At 61.3% G+C, this 15,844-nt stretch carries 12 protein-coding genes; 6 read left to right on the top strand and 6 right to left on the bottom strand.

All coding sequences use genetic code 11. The features are described from left to right. Positions 1 to 5: 5 nt before the first annotated feature. From KYK83_RS08330 to KYK83_RS08315, 4 genes are read right to left on the bottom strand one after another with little or no spacing between them, the layout of a single operon-like run. Positions 6 to 818 carry an SDR family NAD(P)-dependent oxidoreductase gene (locus KYK83_RS08330; protein WP_222827881.1) on the bottom strand — a complete coding sequence of 271 codons (813 nt, stop codon included), beginning with the start codon at positions 816 to 818 and terminating at the stop codon, positions 6 to 8. Further along, a complete protein-coding gene (locus tag KYK83_RS08325; protein ID WP_222827880.1) occupies positions 815 to 1,579 on the bottom strand; it encodes an SDR family NAD(P)-dependent oxidoreductase in 765 nt (254 codons plus the stop codon). The genes KYK83_RS08330 and KYK83_RS08325 overlap by 4 nt, the downstream gene beginning before the upstream one ends. 18 nt (positions 1,580 to 1,597) lie before the next feature. Continuing rightward, complete coding sequence (locus KYK83_RS08320) at positions 1,598 to 2,635, bottom strand: phosphotransferase family protein (RefSeq protein ID WP_222827879.1); 1,038 nt, start codon at positions 2,633 to 2,635, stop codon at positions 1,598 to 1,600. Further along, on the bottom strand, positions 2,632 to 3,621 hold the full coding sequence (locus KYK83_RS08315; RefSeq protein ID WP_346729439.1) for an acyl-CoA thioesterase: 990 nt from the start codon (positions 3,619 to 3,621) through the stop codon (positions 2,632 to 2,634). Before KYK83_RS08315 ends, KYK83_RS08320 begins: the two co-directional genes overlap by 4 nt. A gap of 62 nt (positions 3,622 to 3,683) precedes the next feature. On the opposite strand from KYK83_RS08315, the gene KYK83_RS08310 reads away from it, so the two are divergent. Continuing rightward, positions 3,684 to 4,862: an amidohydrolase family protein gene (locus tag KYK83_RS08310; RefSeq protein WP_222827878.1), complete on the top strand. Its 1,179-nt coding sequence runs from the start codon at positions 3,684 to 3,686 to the stop codon at positions 4,860 to 4,862. A 64-nt stretch (positions 4,863 to 4,926) separates the two neighbouring features. Here the strand turns inward: KYK83_RS08310 and KYK83_RS08305 are convergent, their stop codons facing one another. Then, a complete protein-coding gene (locus tag KYK83_RS08305; protein WP_222827877.1) occupies positions 4,927 to 6,420 on the bottom strand; it encodes an MmgE/PrpD family protein in 1,494 nt (497 codons plus the stop codon). A gap of 158 nt (positions 6,421 to 6,578) precedes the next feature. Here KYK83_RS08305 and KYK83_RS08300 point away from each other — a divergent pair, with 158 nt between their 5' ends. Then, entirely contained in the window at positions 6,579 to 7,169 is a 591-nt protein-coding gene (locus KYK83_RS08300) for a TetR/AcrR family transcriptional regulator (RefSeq protein WP_196847856.1), read from the top strand. Here the strand turns inward: KYK83_RS08300 and KYK83_RS08295 are convergent. Then, positions 7,166 to 8,017, bottom strand: coding sequence for a TetR/AcrR family transcriptional regulator (locus KYK83_RS08295; protein WP_222827876.1), 852 nt, complete (start codon positions 8,015 to 8,017; stop codon positions 7,166 to 7,168). The genes KYK83_RS08300 and KYK83_RS08295 overlap by 4 nt on opposite strands. Before the next feature lie 152 nt (positions 8,018 to 8,169). Between KYK83_RS08295 and KYK83_RS08290 the strand changes: the two genes are divergently transcribed. The 4 genes from KYK83_RS08290 to KYK83_RS08275 all read left to right on the top strand — a co-directional run bounded on the left by KYK83_RS08290 (position 8,170) and on the right by KYK83_RS08275 (position 15,818). Continuing rightward, a complete protein-coding gene (locus KYK83_RS08290) occupies positions 8,170 to 9,579 on the top strand; it encodes a carboxylesterase/lipase family protein (protein ID WP_248284341.1) in 1,410 nt (469 codons plus the stop codon). Positions 9,580 to 9,609: 30 nt separating this feature from the next. Next, a complete protein-coding gene (locus KYK83_RS08285; protein WP_248284340.1) occupies positions 9,610 to 12,591 on the top strand; it encodes a TonB-dependent receptor domain-containing protein in 2,982 nt (993 codons plus the stop codon). A gap of 294 nt (positions 12,592 to 12,885) precedes the next feature. After that, the gene (locus KYK83_RS08280) at positions 12,886 to 14,064 is read left to right on the top strand and encodes an acetyl-CoA C-acyltransferase (protein WP_222827875.1); all 1,179 of its coding nucleotides are present in this window, start codon (positions 12,886 to 12,888) and stop codon (positions 14,062 to 14,064) included. Further along, the gene (locus KYK83_RS08275) at positions 14,064 to 15,818 is read left to right on the top strand and encodes a class I adenylate-forming enzyme family protein (RefSeq protein ID WP_222827874.1); all 1,755 of its coding nucleotides are present in this window, start codon (positions 14,064 to 14,066) and stop codon (positions 15,816 to 15,818) included. Before KYK83_RS08280 ends, KYK83_RS08275 begins: the two co-directional genes overlap by 1 nt. Positions 15,819 to 15,844 lie beyond the last annotated feature (26 nt).

Below are 15,844 nucleotides of genomic sequence, written 5' to 3'. Positions count from 1 at the left end.
GTCCTTCAAGAAGTGGGGCGGGCGGGATCGCCCGGCGGGCGCGAGGTCGGATGCGAGCTGGACAGGCCGCCATCCACGGCCAGCGCCTGACCGTTGACATAGCTTGCCTCGTCGCTGGCGAGGAACAGTGCGGCATGCGCGATCTCTTCCGGGCGGCCACCGCGCAGCAGCGGGTTGAGCTGGCCGATCTTGTGTTCCTTGCCCGCAGCGCGCGCGCCGTCGAACATCGGCTGGGTCATGCCGGTTTCGGTAAGGCCGGGCAGCACCGCGTTGACCCGGACATTGGTGCCCGCAAGCTGTTGCGCCGCGGTCTGGACCATGTTCACGACGCCCGCCTTGCTGGCGGAATATTGCGCCGGACCGGCACCGCTGCGCAGGCCGGCGACCGAAGCGGTGCACACGATCGATCCGCCGCCGCAATCGCGAATGACGGGCGCGGCGTGTTTCACCGCGAGGAAGGGCCCGATAAGATTGACGCGGAGCACTTCCGCCCAGACTTCCGGTGTGGCATCGAAAAAGCCGCCGCGCACGCCGCCGGTGATACCGGCATTGGCGAACATGACGTGCAGGGCGCCGAAGCTGTCGGTTGCCCTGGCGACGAGCGCTGCGACATCGCTTTCCTCGCCGGCATCGCCGACCATCGCCAGCGCATGTCCGCCCGCGGATTCGACCATGGCTGCGGTTTCTTCCACCGCGTCGGTCTTGTCGAACAGGACGAGGCGGGCGCCTTCGGCAGCGAAGAGCCGTGCGCTGGCCCGGCCGATGCCCGAACCCGCGCCGGTGATGGCGGCGACCCTGCCTTCGAGCCGGCCGCTCATATCGTGGCGCCGCCGTCGATCACGACCATCTGGCCGGTGGTCCATCTGGCGGCGGGAGAGGCGAGATAGACCGCGCCCCCGGCGATATCTTCCGGTTCGCCGATACGGCGCATGGGAAGCTGGCTTTCCACACGTTCGCGCGCCGTGGGATTTTCCCATAGTGCCTTGGCGAAATCGGTCTTCACCAGCCCCGGCGCGATCGCATTGATGCGCACGCCGTGCTGGCCGTTTTCGACGGCATAATTGCGCACCAGCTGGAAATCCGCCGCCTTGGACACATTGTAGGCGCCGATGGTGGTCGACCCGCGCAGGCCGCCGATCGAACTGATCACGATGATCGCCCCGTCCTGCTTTTCGCGCATGTCGGGAAGGGCCAGCTGGATGAGCCAGTGGTTGGAGAGGATGTTGTTATCGAGAACCTTGCGGAACTGTTCGTCCTCGATCCCGTCCATCGATCCGTAATAGGGGTTGGACGCGGCGTTGCAGACGAGGATGTCGACGGCGCCGAGCTGTTCCTTCGTGCGCGCGAAAAGGTCCTGTAGCTGTGCCTTTTCCGAAATGCTCGCCGCGATGGCGATGGCGCTGCCTTCGCCGTGTTCGGCATTGATGGCGGCGGCCACTTCGTCGCAGGCTTCCTGCTTGCGGCTGGAAATGACGACCTTTGCGCCGTGCGCGGCAAGCTGCTGGGCGATAGCCTTGCCGATGCCGCGGCTGGAGCCGGTGATGATGGCGACCTTTCCGGTCAGATCGAATAGCGACATGGTGCTCTCCCTTGCATGTCAGTGTTGTGCCTGCTGTGCGAACGCCCAGGCCTGCTGCGCCAGCGGAACGATGCGGGCGGTTGCCGCCTCGGCATTGGCGCTGGACGCATTGCCGTCGAGCGTGCGTTTCTTGATACCCTGGATGATGCCGACGAGGCGGAACAGATTGTAGGCGAAGAACCAGTTGAGATCGGGAACGCTGTCGCGACCGGTGGCGGCGCAATAGCGCTGGGTCATCTCCTCCAGCGTGGGAATGCCGAGCGCGGGCAGGTCGAGCCCGCCAAGCTGCGCGCCGCGCCCGCCATGCGGCATCGCCCAATTCATCGCCAGATAGGCGAAATCGGCCAGGGGATCGCCGAGGGTGGACAGTTCCCAGTCGATGATCGCCAGGATGGCGGGCCGGTCGGGCGCGTAGATCATGTTGTCGATGCGGTAATCGCCATGGATGATCGAGGTGCGATCCTGTTGCGGCAGGGTGCGGGGCAGCCATTCGATCAGCCGTTCGACCTCGGGGATGTCGTCGGTCTGCGCGGCGCGGTACTGTTTCGTCCAGCGGCCGACCTGGCGGGCGAAGTAATTGCCCGGCGCGCCGTAATCACCGAGGCCCACAGCCTGATGGTCGACCGCATGCAGCGCGGCGAGGGCATCGATCATGGCATTGTAGATGGCGCGCCGTTCCTGCGGATCGCAGTCGGGAAGCTCGCCCTTCCAGAAGGTGCGGCCCTCCACCATTTCCATCAGGTAGAAGGGGGCGCCGATGATGGCGGGATCCTCGCACAGAGCGATGGGGCGCGCGACGGGCACCGGGGTCGGGTGCAGGGCCTCGATGAGGCGATATTCCCGGTCCACCGCATGGGCGGAAGGAAGCAGTTCGCCAAAGGGCTTGCGGCGCAGGACCATCTGGCCTCCGCGCGTGCGCACGCGATAGGTGGGGTTGGATTGCCCGCCGGGGAATTTCTCGATCCGCTCGACGGGGGCGGGCGCGGGGACGTTCTGCGCCATCCATCGCTCCAGCGCGGTGACATCGAAATCGGGGACGGTGTCGTCATTGCTCATGGGGTTTCGCCTTCCCGAAGTCGGTCGAGCATTTCCCCCTTGGGGCGCATCAGGCTTTCCTGGCTGACCGTTGCCACCATGCGGCCGCTTTCATCGAAGAAATGACCGTGGTTCAAGCCGCGTGCGTGGCCCGCCCAGGGGCTGTCGGTCGCGAAGAGATGCCACTGATTGAAGTCCGGCGTTTCGTGGAACCAGATCGCGTGGTCGAGAGAGGCCGCCTGAACCGAGGGGCTTCCCGGACGCACGGCATGGGGCAGCATGGCGTTGCGCAGGAACATCATGTCGGAGGCATAGGCGAGCAGAGCGCGTTGCAGCAGCGGATCGGTGTCCGCCGCATCGCGCAGGCGCATCCACACGCCCGTTTTTGGTTCGCGCGAACGCGAACCGAAGAGCGAGCCCGGATCGAGCGGGACGATTTCGATCGGTCGGTTCTGCAAACGGTCTATGATCGGCGAACTGCTGGCTTCGCTATTATGCCGGCGCCAGCTTTCCAGCGCGTCGAGCGCTGCGGATACATCCATGTCGGCGGGGGCAGAGGCGGAATGGGTGAACCCCTGTTCGGTCACATGGAAGGACGCGATCATCGAGAAAATCAGCGTGTCGCCCTGCGATCCTTCCACGCGGCGCGTTGCGAAGCTGCGGCCTTCCGATAGCGTGGTGACGCGATAACGAACGGGATGCGCGCTCGACCCGGCTTTCAGAAAATAGGCGTGGAGCGAGTGGGGAAGACGCCCTTCGCTTTCCGCTTCGCACGCCGCGAGCAGGCCTTGGGCGATAGCCTGTCCGCCGAAAAGGCGCGGCCCGATGGCGGGTCCGACCCCGCCTTCATAGGTGTCGGAAGCAATGTGCTCGACGCCAAGTATCGTCGGTAGGTGAATAATTAGACCTCTCCCGTCCTCTGCATACCCGATATTCGAACAATGTCCGACCTTCAAGCTCGGAATTCGCCGGGCACCTTCGAACTCCTCCGTGACATCAATTTCCACAATGCGTTTGACGAACTAACAAATAGTGTGAGATAAGCGTGCCAGATGTTCAGGAGACAAGCATGACGTACACCGCCGGACGAATCGTCAACGACGCCGATGCCCACACCATGGAAACCCAGGACTGGCTGGCCCCCTATCTGGAAGGCGAGTACAAGGAGATGTATTCGCAGGTATATTCCAAGCGGGAAGGCGGCGACCGCATCGTCAAGATGATCGATGCGGCCAAAGCCCGAAAGAACGATCCCGAAGCGCGGGCAAAGGCGCTGGAAAATCCCATCGAAGGAGCCAAGGGCTGGCTGGGTTACGGCGGTTTCGACAAGGATGAGCGTGTCGAGGCGCTCGACTGGCTCGGGTTCAACAGCCAGCTCGTATTTCCTACATTCGGCCTGGGAGCGATCACCAAGGCCACGGATGACGATCAGCGATATGCCGCGGCAACCGCCCTCAACAAGGCGCAGCAGGATTTCTGCAATGCCGATGCCAGGATGGACTGTGTCGCCTTCGCGCCGCTTGACGATCCCGATCGGGCCCTGGCGGAAGCAAAGCGGGCGGTCGGCGCTGGCGCTAAGGCCGTAATGTTCAGTGCGGGTCCGGCGGGCGACAAAAGCCCGGGCCATCCAGATCTGGACCCGTTCTGGCAGTTCCTGCAGGATAGCCGTATCCCGTTCATGCTGCATATCGGGCCCGGCACGAAAACCCAGCCGCCCAAGTTCAAGAACAATGGACGTGACCGAGCGGCAGATCTCCACGGCGGCGGCGAGAACCTCCGCTTCCCGGATTTCCTGTGCCTGTGGTTCGCACCGCAGGAATTCCTGACGGCCATGGTCTATGACGGCGTATTCATGCGCTTCCCGGAACTGCGCGGCGGGGTTATCGAAAGCGGGGCCGGCTGGGTTCCGGAGTTTCTCCGCATGCTCGACCACGGATGGCATTCCTTCAGCAAGACGGATCAGTACCTGAAGGATATGGATCTGATGCCGTCGGAATATCTCAAGCGCGCCGTCCGGTTCACGCCGTTCCCGAACGAAGATGTCGGACGTATGATACGCGACAGTTCGCCGGAGCTTTACATGTTCTCGAGCGACTATCCGCACCCCGAAGGAACGCGCGATCCCTACGGGAAGTTCGAGACGTCGCTCGAAGGGTTCGACGAGGACGTGAAGGACATGTTTTACCGGACGAATTACGATCACATGATGTTTCGTGAGAGCCAGCCGCTCGCCGAAGCAGCCGAGTAACCACGAACAGAGTGGAATGTGAATTCAGGGGGCATCGGAAGATGCCCCCTTTATTTAATCCGCCTCAACTGCGGGCGGCATCTCCGTCGAAGCGCATAAGATCGATGATCGGTTCGATGCTCGGCGCATCGTCGAGACCGTCGCACAGAGCGACCAGCCGATCTGCTTTCGACCGGCCCAGCACCGGCTCGATCAATTCGATGGCCTTTTCCTCTACCTCTGCCTTGCCGAGCGGATGCGTGGGGAAGCCGGGGACATAAGCCACATAACGTTCTTCCGTTCTGCCATCCTTGAGGGTGACGGTTACGCGCGCGCTTTCCGTCCGGTCCTCGCCTTCGCCCATTTCCTGCGCTTCATCGCGGACCACGGTAACCTTGCGGGCAAAAGCTCTGGCCTGCTCGACCGTTTCCTGCCTGCTCAGGGACTGCGCGTCTACGAAATCGAGGCGGCCATCGAGCATGATGATCGCAGCGAGATAGGGGATATTGAGCGCGGGCATGTTCGCGCGTTCGAAAGTGGCCGCTTCACCCGGCATGGCGACCACGATCTTTTCCACCTGATCGGGAGCGATGGTTTCGCGCAGATCGAGCAGCGCGCGCACGGCGGGCTGCGTGGGGCCGCCCACCGGATAGCGTTTCATCGCTGCGAGCGAGAGTTCGTACCGTTCATGCAAACCATCGACCAGCGATGCATGGTCCTTGCCTTCGCCCTGAAATGCGCGCCAGCGGAACCATGCGTTTTCATTGTCGAAGCTTTCGGGCACTCCGGTAAAGCCTAGCTGCGCCATATAAGCGGCCTGCAATCCGTTGCGCGCTCCCATGCCGCCGAAAACGAAGGCTTTTTCGATGTGGCGAACATCGAGCAGCCATTGCCAGGAGCCCGACGCCTGCTGCGAGCAGTAGGCGAGCATGTGATCGACCTGTTCCGGTGACAGGGCCATCAGGCTTGCCGCGGCAGATGCTGCGCCAAAGGTTGGCGCGATGCCATGATTGGCGAGCCCGGCAAGGTAGAGATTGCGGGTCCCGATAGCCTTGGGCAGGCGACCGGCGATCTCGTATCCGGCAATCACCGCGCCGACCAGATCCGAACCGGTTCGACCGTTTGCGCGTGCTGCTTCGATCGAAACAGGTACGATCGCCGGGCCCGGCTGCACATAGGCGGAAGGAATGAAGTCGTTTATTTCTGCTGCGTGCGCAGTCATGGCGGACGCAAAGACTGCATCGACGGGCGAAGCCGCCTGACGCGAGCCGAGGATGGGGCTCTGTCCATCGGGAGACATTGCAGCGGCATAAGCGCGGCCCAGCGTTGCCGCTTCCAGAGAATTGCAGGCAATGATCGAGGCCAGCGTATCGAGAATGTGCAGTCTTGCGCGCTCCCGAATGGCCGCAGGAACGGTGTGTGTCGCCGCGCCTGAAATGTAGTTCGTCAGGTCCGGCGTGATGTCCAGCCAGCCACTATCACCGGGAGATTCCATCGTTTTCTGGCCCTCGTCGGACTGTGCGCTGACAATCGATGCCTTGGTCGCCAATACCGTGGCTGCAACATACCCGGTCTTCATCAAACCTCTTCTCGTGAAATCCAGCGCCACGGTTTTCTCCCATCTTGTTCGGCAACGAGGGTGCCCCAGGGTCGCCTGACAGTCAAACCAATAAGGATTTCCGGCACGATTGGAGAAAGGTCCTTGCCTTCGATGGCCGCTGGTTTCACACCCTCCGCATGACGGAATTCGAGGATGGGGGCGATCGGGCCGGTCAGGTGCTGGAGGTGGCCGAGGCGATCATGCTCGAAACGCGATCGGTCAGCCTGACGCTAAATGATATTGCCGACCGTATCGGAGTGAGCCGCAGCCTTCTGTACGTCTATTACGACGGGGTTCCCGCCATACTCGATGCGATCTTCCAGATTCATCTTGGCCGGCTGGAAGAACACCTGCCCCTGCAAGGTGATGATGGCGAGGCCTTCGAGCGCAGGGCGATCGGCGCCAATCTGGCATATTTTCACTATCTGGTGGAAGCAGGGCCGGTGCTCCAGCTGATCCTGAGGGAACGCAATCAGGATAGCCCGCTGGGACAGGAAAGCCGCAAACGGTTCATGCGCCTGGCGCGTTCATTGGCCACTCAAACCTGCCATGCGCTCGCACTGGAGCCGCGCGAAGCATTCGTCCTCATAGAGCTGAATGGGGCCATCCCGGAAGCGCTGGCCCGTCTCGTGCGCAGTGGAGAGATCGATCAAGAAACTGCCGCACAGACCTGCGAGCGACTGATAGCGGCATCGCTGCAATCCTTCGCCCTAAGGCCGACGCACTAACCGGCTTTGCCGGACGCTATCCTTTCGTCGCTCTCGGTACCCGCCATAACGATGTGAAGGCAAATCGCTTCTACCGTCGCAAAGGGTGCCCGGCGACTGGCAACGATACCACCGGCCTTCAACGAGACCGCGGTCAGGGCGGCCGTTGACGCCTTCGCGCTGGCAAGATCCATGCCGCCACTCGCGACGAGTTGCTTCAGGATGGGCTCACGAGCCGCTTCGCCCTTGGAGGCGCGTTCGTGCTTCAATGCTTCGCGCACCTCCGGCAGGTGCAGAAGCATCTGCATCAGCGGCCCGCGGCGATGGGCTTCATGGAGATAGCCGATCGTCGACAGCATCACCCGGGTGTGATGCGACGATCCGCGCGATATATTCCTGCGTCGATGGCTTTCCTGCGCATCGATTTCCCGGCGCGCGAGGGCTGCCAGCAGATCCGTCCGTCCGCCAAAGCAGTTGTGAACCTGGGTTTCGCTGATCCCGACACTGCCGGCGACCGAGCGCATGGTGACCGCCGATATTCCGTTGCGAACGGCGATCTTCCCGGCGGCATCGAGCAATTGCTGCCGCCGGGCTTCCGCAGACATTCGCGTGCGGGTGCCGGGCGACTGGCGAGGCTGGCGGCTGCCCAAAGCGAATGTGTCGCTCAGGCCAAGCGGTGCCGGGGGCAAAGGGGGCTGGGCATCGCGTGCTTCGACGCTCCTGGTCCAGTGTGATCTGGGCGGACGCGGAATGGCCAGCCGATCGCAAATCTTCGCGAGCCCATTCCCGGTCAGGCCGTAACGCGATGCCACATTCCCCAACGGTTCCGACCAGACCGAGTTGAACAGCTCTGCGCGAGTGACTTCCATGAGAGAAAGATACGCCCGATCCGGTCGGTCTGTCTACCGCCGGGACCGTGGTTTCAGCAGCCAGTTTTCATTTCGTACCCGATCTTCTAAAATCTTTGTTGTTAGATCGTAAATATCGCGCTAAGCAGATGGTGAGGAAATGGGAGAGAGACATGCGGGGGACTCCGGCTGCGCTCGTGGGTGTAATGCTGATAACGGCATTCCAAGCACCTGCAATTCACGCGCAAATGCCCGAACCGATCGATGCGGTTACTGTCGATGTGACCGCCGGAGCCCTGCAGGGGTCACGCGAAAATGGCGTACTGGTTTTTCGAGGCGTGCCTTATGCCAGCCCGCCAACCGGGGAATATCGCTGGCGTCCGCCGCAGCCGGTCAAGCCATGGTCGGGCGTACGTTCGGCCACTGCGCACGAACCGGCCTGCACGCAGCCTGTCGATCTCGACACGACCGTCGCCAATTTCGGCGGGGTCAACGGCGCGCAGTCGGAGGACTGCCTGTATCTGACGATCACTGCGCCGGAGAATGCCAGCGGAGCGCCGGTGCTGGTCTGGTTTCACGGCGGGGCCTTCTTCCTGGGTGCGGGCAGCCTTGGATCGTATGACGGGACGGCGAATGCGCGGCAGGGTGTGATCACCGTGAGCGTAAATTACCGGTTGGGCGCGCTGGCGAATTTCGTTCACCCGGCGCTTGCGGCCCAGCATTCGGATGAGCCTCAGGGTAATTATGCCCTTCAGGACAGCGTCGCGGCGCTCGAATGGGTGAAGAACAACATCGCTGCGTTCGGCGGCGATGCTTCCCGCGTGACGATTGCCGGGCAGTCGGCAGGTGGCGGCATCGTCACCAATCTGCTCGCCCTGCCATCCGCCAAGGGTCTGTTCGACAAGGCCATCGTGGAATCGGGCAGCCTGCTGCTTCCCGGCCGTCCGCGCGAAAAGGCGGAGGAAATGGCCGTGGATGCCCTGGCTGGCATCGGCATCGGGGCGGATGCTACCGCTGACGAGCTGCGCAGTGTCTCTGCTCAGACCTTTGCCGCGTCCAACGATCTGCGGGCCGGCTTCTTCTTCACACCCGACGCGAAATTCAAGCCGAAAGCGGCGATCGATGCTTTGCGCGCGGGAGAAGAAACCGATGTGCCCCTGCTGGTGGGGACGAACAGGGGCGAGGGCGGCTTTGGCGCTGCGCGCAGCTTTGCGACACTGGCAGGCGATGAGGGCGCGCCGGCCTTCTTGTACCACTTCGACCATACGCCCGCCTTCCGCGCACAGGAATGGACCAACGGCCCGGTGCATTCGGCGGAGCTCATGTTCGCATTCGATTCCATCGATCAGTCGAGCTGGGGCGGGGAGCGGGCCGACGCCGCCGACCGCGAGCTGGCGAAGAAGGTCAACGGCTGCTGGGTGGCCTTCATCAAGATGCCCGCCGGCGCGCAAAGCTTCGAATGTGCCGACGGTTTCGTCTGGGAGCCATACGAAAAGGGTGGACAGGCAGCCCTCATCGAAACGGACGGGCTCCGCATGGCTCCGGCCGACGCATTGCCGGATGGGCCGGGAAAAACAGAATAAGATCAAACAAAAAGCGATTGGGAGAGAACGATGAATCGGAAGACACGATACCTGTTGGGAACCACTTTGGCGGTCCCGGCCTTGCTTGCGGCAAACGTGGTCAGCGCGCAGGATGCCGCGGTGCCGGCAGAGGCGGATCAGCCCGCCGCGACGCAGGACGCCAGCACGATCGTGGTGACCGGGTCCTTCATCCGCGGTACGTCCGAGGAAGGTGTTCTCCCGGTCGACGTTTTCGGCGTCGATGAACTCAGTCAGCGGGGCATCGACAGTCCGCTCGAATTCATTAAGACCCTGCCTTCGGTCGGTCCGGTGCTCGGCGATTCGAACCAGTATGCCGCCGGCGGCAGCCAGGGCGTCGGCTCGATCAACCTGCGCAGCCTTGGCCGTGAACGCACACTCGTCCTGATGAATGGGCAGCGTTTCTTCCCTGAACCAGGCGACGGCGCTGCCGATACCAATCTCATCCCGATGTTCGCCCTCCAGCGCGTGGAAGTGCTGAAGGATGGCGCCGCATCCACCTATGGTTCGGATGCCATTGCGGGCGTGGCCAACTTCATCACCCGCACTAATTTCGAAGGGGTCGAAGTTGCCGGAAACTGGCAGTTCGTCGACGGGTCAGACGATAATTACCAGGCCAGCATTCTGGTCGGCAAGAATTTTGGATCGGCCAACATCATGGTGGGTGCCGGATATCAGCACCGATCCGAACTTCCAGCGACCGAACGCGATTTCACCCAGCGTCCCTATGAGGTGAACCCGTCAGGCTGGTCACCGCTGAACAATCCGGGCGTGTATCTGCCGCAGACGGCCACTGGAATTTCGCTGGCACAGCCTGGGATTGACGGTAATTTGCTGGATGCCTGCAACAGTCTTGGCGGTATCGAGGTGCCGATTTCGTCCTTCCAGACCTGCCGGTATTCCTACATCCCATTCGTGAACCTGATCGAGAAGGAAGACCGGTATCAGGTCTTCGGACAGCTTACTGTCGATCTTTCGGACACGTTGAGCTTCCGCGCAGACGCTCTGTATTCGCATACCGAATTACCTGAACTCGGTTATTCGCCAAGCTATCCGGTAACGCAGAGTCCACGTGGGCCGGGCACGAGTTCACGTTTCATCGTACCGCGCAGCAATCCGAATTATCAGAATTTCATCGATACGACATTTGGCCCCGGTTCGCTGCCGGATCTCGCATCCGCTTATTCGGTAATCGTGCTGTGGCGCCCGTTCGGATCGGGCGGCAACCCGCTGGACCCACGCGGTGCCGGAGAAGGCGGCGCATTCAACGATGCGTGGCGCATTTCGGGTGGTTTCGAAAAGGAACTGTCCGATAATATGAGGGTCAACCTCAACGGGTTGTTCCTGCGTAGCAATCGAACCGCCTATTCCATGGACTTTGTCAGCGACCGTCTGCAGCGTGCCCTCAACGGTCTCGGCGGGCCCAACTGCAACACCCTCACACCGGGTACGAACGGCTGCCAATATTGGAACCCTTTTATCAGCCAGTCGCCAGGCAACGCTGCGCTTGGCTTGAATAACCCAGCCTATGTTCCCGGATCGGAAAACAGCGAAGAACTGATCAACTGGGTGCGTCAGAGAAATGGAACCAACGGGTTCGAGGAACTCTGGACTGCTGACCTTGTCGTAAGCGGTGAGACCCAGATTGGCGGTATGGATGTCGGTTACGCATTCGGCGGCCAGCACAGGCAGAGCACCTTCGTTTCGCAGCCGATCAATCGTTTCAGCGACCCGGATGCCTATCCCTGCGCTGTCGACGGGGATCGCAGCTGCCTCGACGATCCGACGGACAATCTGGTGCCCGTTGGCGCATTCTCGTTCCTAGGCAATTATCCGTCCGCCAATCTGACGCAATCGATCAACGCGCTATTTGCGGAAGTGAAGGTCAACCCCACGCCCGACATCGAACTTGTCGGTGCGGTGCGGTTTGAAGATTACGGCAATCCGGTTGGATCGACCATCAATCCAAAATTCTCCGCAAGGGTGCAGGCAACCGATTTTCTCGCATTCCGCGGTTCTATCGGAACGACCTTCCGTGGGCCGTTGCCTGGAGATCTGAGCCCATCGGGAGCAAGCTTTGTTACCGGTATTAACGCGATCAATAACGAATATCGCGCAACCGATTCCGGCGGCAATCCGGACCTCGACCCGGAAACAGCACTCACATATAACATCGGAGCCGTGTTGTCGGCCGGAGACCTGACTTTCAGCGTCGACTTCTGGACTTACGAGTTCGAGGGCCAGTTCGCCGATCTGCCGTTCCAGCAGATTGCCAATGCGGTCGCGCCCGGTACGTCGGGCACTCAGCTGGTCGATTGCTCAAGCCCGTTCACTCAATATATTACGTTCCAGGGCGGTCAGTGCACCCAGGGCGTGACCATTGCTCGGGATATCGCCCGAATCCGCACGCAAACGGTCAATGGGCCCGATGTGACGACCCGCGGTCTGGATTTCACGCTGAACTATCAGCGGTATTTCGGGGACGTTGTATTCAATTTCGGCGCGAACGCGACTTATGTGCTCGAATACAAGTTCGACGCATTCGAGTTCAACGGATTGCAGTTCGATAACGGTTACGAGGCATCCGGCTGGGCCAATTACGGCCGCGACCCCGGGACGGTCTCGAAATGGCGCGGCAACGCTTTTGCCTCGCTCGGTTTCGAACCGGTCACCCTGACATACAATGTGAATTATATCAGCGGTGTCGACGATAACCGCTGCTATAACCGGGATACGGGTGCGCTGATCGATCCCTGTGCTGTCACAGAGTTCGGGGGCACCAACTTCGGCCGTCGCATCGGCAGCTTCATGCAGCACGATCTGCTCGCATCGGTTGAACTCGACCTTGGCGGCCTGGACGTCACGCTCAACGGGGGCATCGAGAACGTCTTCGATCGCGATCCCGCAGGCGCGCGTCTGGAATACGGATACGATCCATTCATCGGATCCGCGATCGGACGCACATTCAGGCTTGGGACAAAAGTTCGCTTCTGATCCTTCTCTCCCAGAAGCGAAAATTCGGAAAGGGGTGGGTGGCCTTGAGGCTGTCCGCCCCTTTTTATTTGGTGGAGCCGGAAGGCAGGCTGTTGGCCATCGTGTCTAGGCAAATGCTCAAACTTCAATGCGTACCACATATTCTACCGTTAAGATCGCGCCTCAGGCACTTGGTTCAAAAGAGCCCATACCAATATTTTAGACATTGGCGGTGTGCGCTTGCGTCCGGCGGGTAAATGCGGCTATCCCGTTTGAAAATTGCCTCATGGCTATAACGGGAAAGGAATCTGAAAAATGCGCGATGCTGTCATTGTGTCTACCGCACGTACTCCTCTTGCAAAATCCATCCGCGGTGCCTTCAACGCAACCCATCCGGTCCAGCTCGGTGCCTGGAGCGTGGAGGCCGCGGTCGCGCGCGCGGGGATCGATGGCGAAGAGATCGAAGACGTAGTCATGGGAGCGGCCAGCCAGGGTGGGGCGCAGGGGTTCAACATCGGACGCCAGATTGCCCTTCGCGCGGGCCTTCCGGTCGATGTCGCGGGTATGACGATCGATCGCCAATGCTCCAGCGGCTTGATGGCAATTGCTACCGCAGCAAAGCAGATCATCGTGGACCGAATGGATGTCTGCGTTGCCGGCGGTATTGAATCGATCACCGCCATACGGAACAACACCGCCAAGCCAGCGCGCGATGAAGAGCTGCTGCGCATGCATCCGGATATTTTCATGCCGATGATCGGCACTGCCGAAGTGGTTGCCAAAAGATATGGCATCTCGCGTGAGGATCAGGATGCCTATTCTCTGCAATCCCAACAGCGGACGGCGGCGGCGCAGACTTCGGGCAAGTTCAGCGACGAGATCATCGAAGTGTCGACTACGATGGACGTGAAGGACCGCGAAACGGGTGAGGTGTCGCGACAGGACGTCACCATTGCGATGGACGATTGCAACCGCCCCAACACCACCATCGAAGGGTTGGCAAAGCTCGACCCCGTCATGGGCGAGGGCTATTCGATCACGGCTGGCAATGCGAGCCAGCTTGCCGACGGTTCCGCTGCGAGTGTGCTGATGGAAGCGGAAGTCGCCAAGGCGAGGGGGCTCACGCCCATGGGGCGGTATGTCGGCATGGCGGTAGCCGGTACGAAGCCCGATGAGATGGGCATCGGCCCGGTCTTCGCGATCCCCAAGCTGCTGAAACGCTTCGATCTGTCGATCGAGGATATCGGCCTGTGGGAGCTCAACGAGGCCTTCGCCGTGCAGGTGCTCTACTGCCGCGACAAGCTTGGCATTCCGGACGATCGGCTCAATGTGAATGGCGGGTCGATCTCGATCGGCCATCCGTTCGGCATGACCGGCGCACGCTGTGTCGGCCATGCGCTGATCGAAGGCAAACGGCGGGGCGTCAAATATGTCGTCGTGACGATGTGCGTCGGCGGCGGCATGGGCGCAGCCGGCCTGTTCGAGGTGATGTGATGGCGACGGAAGCAAAACAGGACCTCGCGTCGGCGATCGGCTGGGTTCCACCGGCGAACTGGCCAGCGCGCAGCAGGGCTGAATGCAAGGCGATCCTTACCGCACCGGGCATGCGCTTCGAGATGGAGGAGGTCGACATCCGCGGCGTACGGCTTCGCACATGGAAGAACGCGCCGCCCAATCTGCGCGCGATCGCTCTGCTTGGACAGTCGCATGGTGCGCGCGAATTCGTCATCTATGAAGACGAGCGCATGACATACGATGCCTGGTTTCGTGCTGTCGCAAGATTGGCGCACGAATTCCAGGCCAGAGGCGTGAAGAAGGGCGATCGGGTTGCGCTGGCGATGCGCAACCTGCCGGAATGGCCGGTGGTTTTCTTCGCCGCCGTAACGATCGGCGCGATCTGCGTGCCTCTGAATGCCTGGTGGACCGGTGATGAACTGGCTTTCGGCCTTTCCAACTCCGGTACCAAGCTGCTCGTGTGCGATGAAGAGCGCTGGGACCGCCTGAAGGACCGGCGGAACGACTTTTCCTGTGTCAATCATACGTTTGTTACGCGTGCCGAACACCCACTGAACGGGGCAGACACGCTGGAATCCGTGATCGGGACACCCAAGCAATACGCTTCCCTGCCAGAAGCGACCCTCCCGGACGTCGACATCCTGCCTGAAGACGATGCGACCATTTTTTACACCAGCGGCACGACGGGGCGGCCCAAGGGAGCACTGGGTACGCATCGCAACCTTTGCACCAATATCCTGTCGAGCGGTTACAATGCCGGTTGCGCGGTTCTGAGGCGCGGCGAGCCATTGCCCGAACCGCAGCCAAAGACCGGTCTGACCGTCATTCCGCTGTTCCACGTCACCGCATGTTCTGCCGGGCTGATGGGCAATATCGCTGCGGGCAATACGATGGTCTACATGTACAAGTGGGATCCGGTCGAAGCGTTCAAGATAATCGAACGCGAGAAAGTCAGTTCGACTGGCGGTGTGCCGACAATCGCATGGCAATTGCTGGAACATCCCGAACGCAAGAATTACGACCTCTCCAGTATCGAGGCGATCGCCTATGGCGGGGCGCCCGCCGCGCCTGAACTGGTTCGCAAGATCCGGGAAGTATTCGGAGCCTTGCCCGGCAATGGCTGGGGCATGACCGAGACGATGGCCACGGTGACCGGCCATTCGTCGGAAGACTATCTCAACCGCCCGGACAGCTGCGGCCCGCCGGTAGCAGTGGCCGATCTGAAGATCATGAGCGAAGACGGCTCCCGCGAACTGCCGACAGGCGAAATCGGCGAATTGTGGGCCCGGGGTCCGATGGTGGTCAAAGGCTATTGGAACAATCCCGAAGCCACTGCCGAAACCTTCGTCGACGGTTGGGTGAAGACCGGCGACCTTGCCCGGCTCGACGAAGAAGGCTGGTGCTATATCGCGGACCGCGCGAAGGACATGATCATCCGCGGAGGCGAGAACATCTACTCATCCGAAGTGGAGAATGTACTTTACGACCATCCGGCCGTGACCGACGCGGCCCTGATCGGCCTGCCGCATCAGCAACTCGGCGAAGAGCCGGCGGCCGTCGTCCACCTAGCGCCGGGAATGGAGGCCAGCGAGGCCGACCTGCAGGAGTGGGTGGCAGAACGCCTTGCCAAGTTCAAAGTCCCGGTGAGGATCGCGTTTACGCCTGACACGCTGCCTCGCAATGCGAACGGAAAGATACTCAAAAAGGAACTCTCAAGCTTCTTCGAGACATAGGTAACATTCGCTGAGGATTGCCGCGC

This window comes from Qipengyuania pacifica, assembly GCF_019857205.1.
GTDB classification, from domain to species: domain Bacteria; phylum Pseudomonadota; class Alphaproteobacteria; order Sphingomonadales; family Sphingomonadaceae; genus Qipengyuania; species Qipengyuania pacifica.
The sequence above is the reverse complement of the archived record's forward strand: the minus strand, read 5'-3'. Positions and strand labels throughout refer to the sequence as shown.